At 47.5% G+C, this 14,169-nt stretch carries 8 protein-coding genes; 2 read left to right on the plus strand and 6 right to left on the minus strand.

Annotated features, from left to right (window positions below; genetic code table 11):
• Positions 1-230: 230 nt before the first annotated feature.
• From QUB37_RS06265 to QUB37_RS06290, 5 genes are all read right to left on the minus strand, one after another.
• Positions 231-1,829 carry a nitrate ABC transporter ATP-binding protein gene (locus tag QUB37_RS06265; protein ID WP_333160159.1) on the minus strand — a complete coding sequence of 533 codons (1,599 nt, stop codon included), beginning with the start codon at positions 1,827-1,829 and terminating at the stop codon, positions 231-233.
• A gap of 107 nt (positions 1,830-1,936) precedes the next feature.
• Entirely contained in the window at positions 1,937-3,961 is a 2,025-nt protein-coding gene (locus QUB37_RS06270; RefSeq protein ID WP_333160161.1) for a nitrate ABC transporter ATP-binding protein, read from the minus strand.
• Between the two features lie 160 nt (positions 3,962-4,121).
• Complete coding sequence (ntrB, locus tag QUB37_RS06275; RefSeq protein ID WP_333056182.1) at positions 4,122-4,991, minus strand: nitrate ABC transporter permease; 870 nt, start codon at positions 4,989-4,991, stop codon at positions 4,122-4,124.
• A 176-nt stretch (positions 4,992-5,167) separates the two neighbouring features.
• Entirely contained in the window at positions 5,168-6,490 is a 1,323-nt protein-coding gene (locus QUB37_RS06280) for a CmpA/NrtA family ABC transporter substrate-binding protein (protein WP_333160164.1), read from the minus strand.
• A 91-nt stretch (positions 6,491-6,581) separates the two neighbouring features.
• A complete protein-coding gene (locus QUB37_RS06290; protein WP_445300007.1) occupies positions 6,582-8,513 on the minus strand; it encodes a ferredoxin--nitrite reductase in 1,932 nt (643 codons plus the stop codon).
• 562 nt (positions 8,514-9,075) lie between these two features.
• On the opposite strand from QUB37_RS06290, the gene QUB37_RS06295 reads away from it, so the two are divergent.
• Positions 9,076-9,291, plus strand: a complete 216-nt coding sequence (locus QUB37_RS06295; protein WP_333159210.1) for a hypothetical protein — start codon at positions 9,076-9,078, stop codon at positions 9,289-9,291.
• A 946-nt stretch (positions 9,292-10,237) separates the two neighbouring features.
• Complete coding sequence (locus tag QUB37_RS06300; RefSeq protein WP_333160166.1) at positions 10,238-11,140, plus strand: PEP-CTERM sorting domain-containing protein; 903 nt, start codon at positions 10,238-10,240, stop codon at positions 11,138-11,140.
• 96 nt (positions 11,141-11,236) lie between these two features.
• Here the strand turns inward: QUB37_RS06300 and QUB37_RS06305 are convergent, their stop codons facing one another.
• Complete coding sequence (locus QUB37_RS06305; RefSeq protein ID WP_333160168.1) at positions 11,237-13,891, minus strand: C39 family peptidase; 2,655 nt, start codon at positions 13,889-13,891, stop codon at positions 11,237-11,239.
• Between the last annotated feature and the right edge of the window lie 278 nt (positions 13,892-14,169).

The following is a 14,169-nucleotide window of genomic DNA, read 5'->3' on the forward strand; positions in this document are numbered from 1 at the left end:
GACTTAAAATAAACCGCTATCTTACTCAAACTCGCGAGCCATCTGGTTTTTACTCAGTGGATCGCGGCTCCTAAATCCCTCTTAAACAGAGGTACTCCAGCCCTAAATCTTGTCACCCCCACCTAGGGGAGCGAGGAAGAATTTTTGCAGGACTCAAATAGCGCGCAGGTCTTACTTTTGACCGGGTTGTTAATACCAATCTGAGATTTAGTCCGGGAGTATTATGTCGCCTATTTCTTTGTTTTAACTTCTAATACGCCGCCGTTGCTGGGGCTAAAAGTTACTTGGAATTCAGCAGTTTTTTCAGCAGCGCCTGCTGCGGCACCGGCAGGAGTTTGCAAAACCGGCAGAGGAGTTTCTTTGACGAAATCTTTAGCTGCTTTATTTGTGGGATCGAACTGTAGGATATCGCCGTTTTGTTTTACTTTGACCCGATAAGTCAAGCTTTCGGTAAATGTCGGAGTTGTTCTCCATTTTTGGTCGATTTGTGCATACAACTGCTTTCCGATCGCATCGAGTTGGGCTTGGTCAGAAATCTGTGATGTGGCAGCAGCAGCGATGGGCGCAGGACTTGCAGCAGCAGCGATGGGTGCAGGACTTGCAGCAGCGATGGGTGCAGGGCTAGGATTCGGTGCGATCGAACTTGCTGCGATTTGCGGGCTGGGGGGAGAACTCACAACCGCCCCGGCATTCGGCGCCTGCGGTGCAGTTTCTGCTAGTTTCGCTTGCTTTAGCTGGCTGGAAACAACAGACATATTGACGGCAGCTAAAGTAAACATTGCTACGAACCACGAGACTGCCAGGATGCCGCGTTTGATCGACGAGGCTTCTGGGGGTTCCGCAGTATGATGCACAAAAGGTGCAGGTGCAAGAGGCCTGTCAGCAACCGCAGGCTTTTTGCTAGCAGGTAATGGCATCGGTAGCGCGACGGCTTCTGTCTCCGAGTCCGTTTCTTCACCTTCTTCGTGGTGGGCGTAGCGAGAAAACAGAAACTCCAAAGCAAAGTTGCGAAGTTCGTAATATTTCGGGTCTTCCATAATCCGCGCCCGGTTGCGGGGACGGCTGAACGGAACGTGCATATCTTCGCCGATGGAAGCAGCAGGCCCGTTGGTCATCATCACGATGCGATCGGCCAAAAACAAAGCCTCATCAATATCGTGAGTAATCATAATGACGGTAATTTTTTCCTTCCGCCAAATTTTCAGCAATTCTTCCTGCAACTCTTCGCGGGTAATCGGGTCTAGAGCTCCGAAAGGTTCGTCCAAAATCAACAGTTTAGGACGAGTTGCCAGAGCTCTGGCGATCGCCACCCGCTGTTTCATCCCCCCGGACAATTGGCCCGGTCTTTTGTTACAAGCTTCGGTCAGCCCCACTAATTCCAAGTGTTCCTGGACGATCGTATTGTGTTCGTCTGCGGACTTTTCCGGGTAAACATTTTCAACGCCGAGGTGAATATTTTCTGTAGCAGTCAGCCACGGTAGCAGGGAGTAGTTTTGAAACACCACCATGCGATCGGGCCCTGGTTCAGTAATCTGCGAACCTTCCAGGGCTACTTCTCCGTTTGTCGGCCCGTTGAATCCCGCAATCATATTCAGCAAAGTTGATTTGCCGCAGCCAGAGTGACCGATCAAACAAATAAATTCGCCTTCATTAATAGTCAGGTTTACACCGTCGAGAACCACGTAAGGGCCTTTAGGAGTTTCGTAGACTTTCGATACGTCTTTAATAGTAAGAAAGTCTTGCTTAGGCGTTTGAATTTTGGTTGTTTGGGGGGTTTTTAGAGTTTGCATATTTTCAGGATTTGGATTTTGGGTTGAGGAATTAGACATGACGACAGCTTTCGATTGATAATTTGAAATTATGGAGTTAGGAAGGGGGAAATGTGGAGTCTTGTTTCCTGATTTCTTGCTCCTCATTCCCTCTTCCTATTGGCTGGCTATGCTAGCAGTTTGATGGAACACTGACTGCCTATTTGTTCAATTAAGATTTCTTCAATGCGGACGGCGCGCTTAATTTTGACATTTTGAAGATAGTGGATCGGGTCGTCGAGATTAAACACAGTGCCGTCAAATAGCTCGATCGTCCGGCGATCTCTGGCAATATCCGGCAAACCCAATTCGCGCACTGCTTGACCGAAAACATCGGGCCGCAAAACTCGATCGACCACTTCCACCCAGTTTTTTGGGAACGGGATCAGCCCCCAGCGAGCCATCTGCGCCATCACCCACACCATTTCTAGGCGGTCTGGACAATTGGTTTTGTCAACGTAGAACTGGTTGAAACTGTAGAGCATTTCTGGTTCTGCCTCTGTACCGGAGTTGTACGGGTCGAGGAACCCCGGACGGATGTCTTTGGGATCGGCGCCGATGTATTGTTCTTGGCTAATCAATCCTAGGATTTCTTCGCGGTTGCGGCGGTCGTCGCAGTAGTCGCAGGCTTCCAGAAGCGCTTTGACTAGGGCGAGGTGGGTTTGAGGATATTTCTGAGCCCAATCTTCGGTAACACCGAGAACTTTTTCGATGTGTCCGGGCAGAATATCGAGGGAACGGGCCATGACAAAACCCGTGCCACTGTTGACTGCGTGGGAGTTCCAGGGGTCGCCTGAGCAGTAGCCGTCAATGTTGCCTGCTTTTAAATTCGATACCATCTGCGGGGGCGGAATCACGGTCAAGCCCACGTCGAGGTCGGGGTCGATGCCGCCGGCTGCCAGCCAGTAGCGGAACAGCAGATTGTGCATGGAGGCGGAGTGTACCATGCCCAAGGTGTGAACTTTATCGGGACTCTTGGCGATCGCAGCTTTGAAATCCTCTAATGTCCGAATGCCTTGTCTGTAAAGGTCTTTGTTGAAAATAATCGAATTGCCGTTGCGAGAAAGCGTCATGGCGCTACAGACGGGCACAGGGGCTTCACCATCCAGGCCCAACAGCATCCCGATCGGCATTCCTGCAACCATTTGCGCCGCGTCAAGCCGTCCTTCGGTGACTCCCTTGGCAATCGCTTTCCAGCTAGGTTCGCGGCTGAGAGTGACTTCTTCCAAGCCGTGTGCTTTGAAGAATCCTTTTTCTTTGGCTACTACTAAGGGGGCGCAGTCGGTGAGGGGAATAAAGCCGATGTCCAGGTTTATTTTTTCCAGGCCGTTGCGGGCGATGACAGCGGGTTGTTGTTGGGCCCTGCGCTGTTTGACCCGCTTTTGCTGGTTGAGGAAGTAAACCATTTCGTTACGCAGGGCGTAGTAACTCGGATGGTTGACAACTTCCATGCGTTTGCGGGGGCGGGGAATGTTCACTTCGAGGATTTGCCCGATTTGGGCTTCCGGGCCGTTGGTGAGCATCACAATGCGATCGCTCAGTAATAAAGCCTCATCCACGTCGTGAGTTACCATCACGCTGGTGACTTTACTTTCTTCGCAAATTTTCATCAACTGGTCTTGCAAACCGCCGCGAGTTAAAGCATCTAGGGCGCCGAAGGGTTCGTCTAGCAACAGCAATTTCGGGCGAATCGCCAGGGCACGGGCGATCGCAACTCTTTGTTTCATCCCCCCAGAAATTTCGCCTGGACGTTTGTCGGCGGCGTGTCCGAGTCCGACCAATTTAATGTGGTGTTCGATCACCAACTCGCGATCTTCTTGAGAGTTACCGCTGTAAATTTCATTGACTGCTAGAGCGATATTTTCGCGCACCGTCAGCCAAGGTAGCAGCGAGTAATTTTGAAACACCACCATTCTGTCGGGGCCTGGATCGCGGACTTCGCGCCCTTCTAAAGTAATCCCGCCCTGACTTGCTTTGTCGAGACCGGCGATGATATTTAGCAGTGTAGATTTGCCGCAGCCCGAGTGGCCGATTAAGGTGATGAATTCTCCTTTTTTAATTTTCAGTTCGATATTTTTAAGAGCGATGTATTGCTCTCCATTGGGCAAGTTAAATACGCGGTCAACGTGGTCTACTTCAACAAATACTGACATGGTAATTTTAGGTTAGTTTGTAATTTGTATGATGCTGATTATTAATTGGGCATTGGGCATTGGGCATTGGGCATTAATTTACAACTCATTTCTACCAGTTTGTAGTTGGCAACCATTCCCCATTCGCCATGCCCGATGCCCGATGCCCGATGCCCAAATCCTATTTCTGTTCTTCGGGAACAACTTTGGAAGCGATGAAACCAACGATTCTGTCTAAAATCAAACCGACGATTCCTACATAAAGCACTGCTATAATCACTGCACTGAGTCGAGAACTGTTGTAAGCGTCCCAGATGAAGAAGCCGATGCCGACGCCGCCGACTAACATTTCCGCAGCTACGATCGCCAGCCAAGACAAACCGATCCCAATTCTCAAGCCAGTGAAGATGTAAGGAACAGAAGAAGGAAGCAGGATTTTCCAGAAGTATTTTTGGTTGGGGAGGCGCAAGACGCGGGCGACGTTTCTGTAGTCTTGGGGTATTTGTTGAACGCCTACTGTGGTGTTAATTAGAATCGGCCAAATTGCTGTAATTAAAATTACGAAGAGTGCAGAAACTTCGTTAGCTTTCACCCCCATGCCTTCAAAGGGATTGAACTGTTGAAATACAGCCAGGGCGATCGGCAGCCAAGCTAGGGGCGGGATAGTTCTGAATACTTGAAACAGCGGATCTAAAGCATCGAACATTAGGGAGTTTGTGCCGATCAGGATTCCTAAACTGATGCCAAGAACTGTTGCCAAAGTAAAGCCGATCGCCACCCGCTGCAAGCTAGCCAAAATTTGCCAGAACAAGCCTTTGTCTGTACCGCCGTTGTCGAAGAAAGGATTGATAATCAGATTCCAGCTTTCTTGGACAGTTTTGATTGGTCCTGGCAAGCTCGACTCTGGACTGTTGCAGAGGATTTGCCAGATTATGAGCAGAACTGCAATTGCTACCAGCGGGCGGATGATTTTTCTGCGGTTTTTTTGAACCTGATCCAGAACGAAATTTACTGGATTTTTGCTTTTAGTAACAGCGAGGTTTGTTGCCATTTTTGTTTGTGCCGTCTTGTGAATAATCGATTATTTCTAGATACTTTGAACAGAGTTCAACAGGTTTGGTTTGTGGAACGAACTATCCGTTCCACTCTGTCCAACACCATCACTTTTAGAGGTTTGTCAACTATCAGCAGTCAACTGTCAGCATTCAACAGTCAACTGTTCACTAATTATGCTTTTTTGATTGCCAGACTCTTCAGATATTCTTCGGGTTTTTCTGGGTCAAACTTCACACCGTCAAAGAAGGTTTCGACACCGCGAGAAGTGGTAGTAGGAATTTGGGCGGCGGGGACGCCAAGTGTTGTCGCTGCTGCTTTCCAAATATCTTCGCGGTTAACTTTATCAACCGTGGCTTTGATGTCGGTAGTTGCCGGGATATAACCCCAGCGAATATTTTCAGCGACAAACCAAGCATCGTGACTCTTGTAGGGATAAGAAGCATTATCAGCCCAGAATTTCATCGCCACAGGGCTGGCGGCTTCAATGCGGCCGGTACCGTAGTCAATTTGAGCTTTAGAGCGACCGATAATATCTGCTACTGGAACTTTTAACCACCTATCTTGAGAGATGATTTGGCACATTTCATCGTGATTTTCTGGCTTGTCGCACCACTGCTGGGCTTCCAGTACGGCCATTGTAAGTGCTTTGGCAGCTTTGGGGTTTTTGTCAACCCAATCTTTTCTTAAACCTAAAGCTTTTTCAGGATGATCTTTCCACATTTCTCCAGTTATTAAGGCGGTGTATCCTACCTTTTGAGTAACTAGCTGAGCATTCCAAGGTTCGCCTACGCAAAAGGCTTCCATGCTGCCAGATTTCATGTTCGCTACCATTTGGGGCGGGGGTATGGGAATCACGGAAACATCTGTATCTGGATTAATACCGCCGGCTGCTAGCCAGTAGCGCAGCCACAAGTCGTGGGTGCCGCCGGGAAAAGTCATAGCAACAGGAAGGTTTTGGTTGCCAAAAGCTGCTTTCAGGGGTGCGCTGTCTGTACCTACTTTTAAATCTTGGTATTTTTTGCTGAGCGAAATTGCCTGACCGTTAGTATTTAACCGGGCGAGAATGTACATCGGCACTGGCTGATTGCCTTTGGTAACAGTGCCTAATGTCATTTGGTAAGGCATCGGGGATAAAATGTGGGCGCCGTCAATGCCGCCTTTGTCGGAACCGAGTTCTAAGTTGTCGCGAGTAACTGGCCAAGATGCTTGTTTGGTAACTTGTACGTCTTTCATGCCGTACTTGGCAAATAACCCTTTTTCTTGGGCGATGATTAAGGGTGCTGCGTCGGTGAGGGCGATGAATCCGAGTTTGGCTGCGGTAACTTCTGGGGCGTCGGCGGGGTTGATGTTGACTGCTGGGGCGGCGGTGGGCGAAGCGCCGCCGGGAGTTGCGTTAGAGGTGGTGGGACCGGAACTGCAACCGTGGGCTAGGAGGGTGCCGGCTGCTGTTGCTCCAGCGGTGATGATGAATTTTCTTCTAGAAAGGTTGCTCATTTGTCTTGAATTGTTGTTGTACTTTGAGATCTTGGAAATGTGAGATGTGAGATTGATTCGCGACCTTGGCATCGCATCTCACATGATGAGATTAGGCGTCGATCGACACTCTGCCGATCGCCCGTGCGCTGCAAGTTAAAATGAACCCTGGTTCTAAGTCTCGGGCCGCGTCGGGTTGGCTGTCGTAGACTGTTTGGCCTTCTAGGAGTTTTTGCTGGCAAGTGCCACAGCTTCCCGACCGGCAATTGCTGTCAAGTTCGATTCCGGCCCGTTCGGCAACATCGAGAATGAACTCATCTTCGCTGCAAGCAACTTCTTTGCCCGATCGAGCGAAAATGACAGTAGATGTCTGAGGTTTGGCTGCCGGGACTGCCGTTTCGTCCCTATCAACCGTCAGTTGTAGTTGCCGGTTCAGCGAAACTACATTTTCTTGAGATGGATTGGGAACGGCCCCGAAGTTATCGACTAACAGTTGGCGCAGCACTGGTTTGAGGTCTTCGCAAGGGATGCTTTTTTGGACGCAAGTACCCAAATGAGCGTCTTTGCCGACTGTGCCTCCCATGTAAATGTCTACACCTTCGAGGGTTTTGCCGTTCTTGCGAACTTTTGTTCCCATCAAACCGATGTCTGCTACTTGGGGTTGACCGCAGGAATTGGGGCAACCCGTCCAGTGAATTCTGACCGGTTTGGGAACTGACAGTTCGACTTCGAGTTCCTCAATCATTGCCACGGATCGGCTTTTGGTTTCGATGAGGGCGAAGTTGCAAAACTTAGCGCCGGTACAGGAAACCAATGCTCGCGTTAGAGGTGCGGGGTTGATCGAAAAACGCTGCAACAGCGGTTCATTGACCAGCGATTCAATCCGCGAGTCGGGAACGTTGGGAATAATGACGTTTTCTTCGACGGTGAGCCTGAGTTCGCCGCTGCCGTAAACCTCGGCAATTCTCGCCAAATCGAACAAATCCGATGCCTGCAGCCGTCCGACTGGAACGTGCAGCCCTACATAGTTGAGCCCTGATTGTTTTTGGGGGTAGATGCCGATGTGGTCGCGTTTGTCCGAGGTGATTTCATCTTTGGGCGCGGCGGCGGGCAAAGTGCGCCCTAATTCTTGTTCGACTGCGGCTCGGAATTGTTCGATTCCGAGTTCGTCAATCAGCCACATCAGCCGCGATTTTTGGCGGTTTGCTCTCGGGCCTTGATCGCGAAACACAGTTAAAATTGCTTTGCACAAATCTACAACGTCGCTGGGACTTGCCCATGCGTTGAGAGGAATTGCAGCTTCGCAGCGTTTGGCGGAGAAGAAACCGCCGACTAAAACGTTAAAGCCGATGTTGCCGTCTTTGTAAGCGGGTACGAAGGCGATGTCGTTGATTTCTGCGTGGACTGAGTTGTCGCGGCAGCCTGCGATCGCAATATTAAACTTTCTCGGCAAATTGGAAAACGCGGGGTTGCCTTCGCCGCTATTCGTAATCATGTCTTGGACTTCGTTCGCCAGTTCCCGCGTATCAATCAGTTCGTCGGCGTCCATGCCAGCGACTGGGGAACCCGTGATGTTACGCACGTTGTCCATGCCAGACTGGATGCTGGTCATGCCCGCTTCTTTGAGGCGGCGGAAGATGTCGGGTACGTCTTCGATGCGAATTCCGCGCAATTGCAGGTTTTGTCTGGTGGTGATGTCGGCGCTGCCGTCCTCGCCGTAGCGTTGGACGATTTCTGCTAGCGTTCTGGTTTGATTGCTAGTAATGATGCCGTTGGGCAAGCGCAGCCGCATCATGAATTTGCCAGGAGTGACTGGCCGAAAGAAGATGCCGAGCCATTTGAGGCGGTGCTCGCGATCGGTTTCGTCCATTGCTTCCCAGCCGATCGCGGCGAAGTGGTCGAGTTCGGCTGTTAATGCTAAGCCATCTTTTTCGGCTTTGAGTTTTTCAAACTTATTCAGGCTCGCTTGGGCTTTGGGTTCTATTGTTTGGGTCATCGGTTTACCCTCGCTGCTGGCTTGTGGGGAGGTATTGACTTGGAGCATAAAGTGTGTGTTTCCTGCTAACCTTAGTGACTGTATGGATTTAAAACTGTATATTTAGTTACTAGATGGAATTTCTTTTAAGCATGGTTGGTCTTCTGTAAACTTGAGTTTGACTGGGCGCTGGCTCGAACGTCGCCAAACTATTTATGGTTATAGTTGCTACCGATGATTCGGTAGATCGCTCTGTTTCGATGCACCTTTGTTATGAGCTAATGTAAAGCCCACGATTGTAAATATTCGTAGCTATTTTTACAAAAGATTGAGTTTTATGAATATTTCGCATAGAGCTCATGCGTTTTATACATCGGTAATGGGTAAAGACACCCCTAAAACCGAAAAATCTCTCTAAATCTTTAGATTTAGGACGGAAGAGGGGGAAATTGGAATATCTAAGATTAAGGTTGTGAGTGCGATCGCAGACTTAAAACGAGATAGTCACAAAATTAGAGCGGTCGCTGTCACACAGTTTGCCTCAAAACATCACATTATGTGCTATGCCAGCGTCACTATTAATTTTTGGAGAACGAGAGATGATATAAGTATCGAATTCAGTGAACGTCTCATGCTTTTAGTTCAACTTATCCCCGGCGCTATTTCCGAAATGCTTGCCTCTGTTACGGATACAGGTTGTTTGACTTTAGCCGATCGCTACGGCTTGATGGCCGCTGTTTTGGACGACTCTCTCGACGATGAATACAGACATTCGATCAACCGCCTGCTGCGTTCTGTGATCAAGGGAAGAGTCAAGATAGTCAACGAACTGTCGGCGATATATTAACAGCATTTAAAAATTTGATTGATTTATGCAGCGCATAAGAGTGCAGAAACCATCGGCCGAGTTAGAAGGGACCCACGATGCCTGCAGCGGATGTAGAACCGGAAGTTTCTTCGGTGTTCTAAAAACGTGCGATCGTTCTTGCCGTATGATTTTTTTTGATTCTCCAATTCTCGCTTTGTGCGGCACTTACAGAAAAAGTGCTGATTCATGAGAGCCTGTTGGGTTGAACGCTGATGGTAAAATTAGTAAAATTGTTGTGCGCGATCGGCATTTGAGGAGTTGGAGGAATGAAGTCATCCCAACCAACGTAATTATAATTATTGAACAGCGCTGGGGATGAAAGACTATTTATGAAAATTATTAATCAAACAATCGAATTATTAATAGAATCCGGGCTCGGCATCTACAACAACATCACGCCCCCAATTGTCAAAATTAATTAGTAATTGATAAAAAATCAATTAAGTCGATCGGCATGAAAAAACTATAAGATATTGTAGAGGCGGATACCGCCTATATGTGGACTAGCCGGCAGTTTATTGCTGTTCTCAACCGCCCAAACCCGGTAGTCGGTTTATTTGCACCTACAGCACTTATGCAGCCCCACTATAATACTGTGCCTGCGTCAGTCCTATATAGCAATCCTAAATGATTTGTGTAATTCTTGTAGGGGGCTCTCCCCACGCCCGGTTGCCCCGATGCAGGCTGAGGTAGGCACTTTTAGCACTACCCCTACATATTTTTACAACTGATGTGAGGATTGCTGTATTTAGCTACTCGCATGAGTTCGTTGTTTTAACCAATCTAGTTGATAGGATTTAGCCTGACCAAATATGTAGCAAAACTTTAAGGAATTCGGCCCGAATGTATGATTTACTAAATAAAAATTAAAAACAGTCGAGCGAGCAGACTGGACAATTTAACAATGATTCCCAGGGAGCATTTTATGAAATCCATTGCTAAAAACAGCATCCACTGGACTTACTCAGTGGCTATTTTCTGTGCCATTTTCGCACTACAGCAACAAAAAGCTACAGCAGCAACGCTATCTAACGGCTGGAATTATGCGATCGATTCCTTCAACGACGGCGTGACAGGGCCCCAAATTGGTGGCGGGGAATTTGAATTTTACGGCATCGCCATCAAAGAAACATCAGATACAGCTTTTATCGCCATCAATTCTAATCTAAGTTTAGCAGGATATGCCGACCCACTAGCTCAAAGAGGCAACATCAACTACGGCGATTTATTCTTCAATTTTTCCGGTCAAAATTTCAATATAGCTAACGCAAACAGCAGCTTGTTTGGTATCCGCTTTGCCGAAGGAAATGACTCCGGCGTGGCGACAACAGGCGTTTACAGTAACGTTACTGCTAAAAACGTCACCCAAACTAACTCTGGCTTTAGCAATTTAAACCAATTCAATACGGTAGTGGCATCTCAAGGCGGAACCCCATCAATGGGCGATTTAGCGGCCACAGACCCATATTTTCAACAAACAGGAAACTCGACTATTCTCAACTCCATAGTTACGGGTACAAAAGTAGGAGAGATCAATTTTTTAACGCCAGCAACTTTGAGTGTCCTCGGTCTTAATTTCGCTCAGTTTAATGCCGTGGGTTCTCAAACAATTGGATTCAGTTTTAATAAATCCTCAATGCCTTCGGGGAACTATATTGCTAACTTTTTTGCCGAGTGCGCTAACGATGCGATCGCCATTAAAGGCTCTTTTGAACAAGGTTCTGCTGAACCAGTGCCAGAACCTGCTACTATCTTCGGTACTTTAGTAGGATTGAGCTTTTTAGGTATTGGCGCAGCGAAACGCAAAATTCAGCGCAAGATTTCCTAAGTTAGGTAGGGTGTGCATTAAATACCTTACGAATAGCTGTTATGCACACCTTACGAATAGCCGTAGTGCCTCACAAATTGCAAACAGTAGAGTAGACTATCGAGAGATAAAATGCGCCCAAACATTCCCATCTGGCCCAGCAACTTGATTGACGTAACTGTAGGGATACATCAACTTTCTCCCTTCAGTATCGCTGTAACCAGTGAGTGCATTTCCCCAAGGATCTTGCACTATATAACCTTGAGAATTGTAGCCAATTACAGTAAGAATGTGACCGGCCGCAGTAAAATCTCCTGCTAAAACTACTGGCCGCCGATTCAGCAATTCCGATCGCACCTGGGCCCACGTGCGAGTCGTACTAAAACTCGTCTTAAACCCGTAAGCCTGAATCAGCGCCGAAAGCACGCTGTGATCGGTTTGAGAACCCTGGCCGGCATAATCGAAACACCACTGCAACAACTCATCCTCCAACTGTCCGCCCCCCTCAGAACGAATGCCGTAGTAATAAAGTACCATCGCGATCGAAGTTACGTTGCAAGTAGACCAGTCAAAACGCGGATTGTCCCGCTGGGAAAAATACGGCACGTTCAATTCCACATTGTTCGGAACCGGATCGAAAATTTTATCTCCCCGCTTGAACTGAACAAAACTAGGAAAAACATAACCTGTATTGCCCAAATTCGGCAGTTCTTCAGTCAGGGAAACTTTCAGGTGAGATCCTTCTGCACCGTAGCTGTTCACGCCATAAACTCGACCTAAAGGCAGCGTAGTTTTCTCGGTACTGCTCAGGCTAGCAGAATCTACCGGCTGTTTTTTAAAGACAGTTGCTTGCAGGATTGTCATCGTCAAAGCATCGGGGTCAAAGGGAACTTCTTTGCCGTCTTTTTTAATTTTAACGTCCTGCCAATAAATAAATCCGATATTGCCGAAACCGGGAATAGATTCGGCGAGAGTTACTCGGAAATGCCCCAAAATGCAGGCATAACCAGTAATGGCATAGGTGCTGCCTAAAGTTATTTGAGCAATTTGATCGGCAGGCAGTTTCGATGAATCTTCGGGTTTAGATTTAATCTGAGTTGTTTGAGTTACCAACAGTTGAGCGCTGACGTTACTATTCGGTACGTCAGCCAGGTTAAATTTTAGGATTTGAGTACCTTTTGCCAACTGAACGTCGGGTTCATAAAAATAGCCAAAAGTGCCGATCGGCCAAATTGCTGAATCCAGAACCACCTTGAGATGCCCGTCCATAAATCCGTATTTGCTCACCGCCAAAGTCTGGCCTGCTTTGACAAAAACTTTTTGCTGATTGTTGAGCCGGGAAGAATCAAGGGGGCCTACCTTAAACAAAGTGTCAGAAACTATCTTTAAGGTCAAACCTCGTCCGACAGTTAGCGGATCGGAAGTTACGGTAATGTAAATTATTTGGCTGCCAGTAACGTTGCCTTTGCTGTCAGTTGCCCGCAACCTGAGCCACCGAGCTCCAGCTACGCTAAATCCTTTAGACAAATTAACTTGCCAAGTGCTGGCCTCTTGGTTTAGCGTGACGCTTAGGGGAAATTTATCCTCAGCTATCACGTCAATTTTTGCTGCTTTTTCTCGGTCAAAAGTACCCCGAAGGACGATCGGCTGATTTACTAAAACTTCTGACGGCCCTTGATAAGTTAAATTCACAGCGGGATTAAAAGATTTGCCACCGCGGCTGAATTGCACAAAATCGGGATAAATGAAACCCGTATTGCCAAATTGCGGCAAATTCTCGGTCAGCGAGACTTTTATGTGGCTTTGTTCGATCGAGAATCCGGCAATTCCGTAAATCATTCCCGCCGGCAAGGTAATTTTTTCTTGGGGTGGCAGGCTAGCGGCATTTATCGGCCGCTTTTTAAACACAGTCGTTTTGATGATTGTCATCGTAACAGCATTTCTATCATACTCAATTCCCCTGCCGTCTCGCAAAATTTGGACGTGCTGCCAGTACAGAAATCCCGAAGTTCCTAAGTTAGGAACTGCCTGAGCAAAAGCGACTCGGAAATGGTTTTCCACGCAAGCGTAGCCGAGAATATTGAAAGTTTCTCCTGGGTTAAATTGTAATTTTTGAGTGGGTCCTAAAGTTCCAGAATCTGTGGGGGTGAACTTTAACCAGGTCTTTTTGATCACCCACAGTAACTGCATTCCAGGCGGCGGGGTCGGCAACTCGGCGCGATCGAATATGAGAATTTTTGCGCCTTTGGTTATAAGTACGTGTTTTTCGTAGAAAAAACCAGAGGTTCCCACCGGAGGAATTGGATTATTTAGTTGAACATTCAGGTGACCGTCTTCTAACTGGTAGTCTCTAATTTGATAAATTTTCCCTGCTGGTATGTCCGCTTTTTGCAGCTCGTTGAGATTGCTGGCGGGCAGTGTTCCGGCTTTGAATTTGGTATCTGTGAGAGTAATTAACGTGAATAATTGAGCGGGTGACCCAGAAGCAGGATTAACTTTGATATTAATTGTTTGTTGGCCGAGAACTTTGCCGGTCTTATCACTTGCCCTCACCTGCACTGTGCGAGTTCCTGCGCTATCGAATCCTTTTTCTAAACTGATGTTCCAAATGCCTCTAGAGAGATTTAGCCCGACATTCAGGGCATTTGAGCCTTCTGTTGCTGAAATCGCTGCCACTAGATTTTTGTCAAAAGTGCCAAGTAAGACAGCGGCTCTATTGACCTCAATTTCTCGCGGGCCTAAGTAACTCAAAATAATTTTGCTGCTTGTCATTATATATCCCTCTACCTACTTAATTATTCAGCTAAAGCAAGGATAACTTCTGATTTTATCAAACACAATGACTTGAACCAGGACAAAATGGCTCCTAGATTCAGCCTACGGGCGGTTAATGCCTTTTCCAGTATAAGTTTTTAACTATTGGCGGGAGTTGCGCCACAAATCTAACTTTAGGCGTACAATAAGCACCTTAAGGGGAGCATGTCACTTTTGCGATGAGTATAAATACTCGTCAACTCCAGCATGACTTTTTTACGGATCATCAGTATAAT

Origin of the sequence: Microcoleus sp. AT3-A2, assembly GCF_036705685.1 — a bacterium.
GTDB lineage: Bacteria > Cyanobacteriota > Cyanobacteriia > Cyanobacteriales > Microcoleaceae > Microcoleus.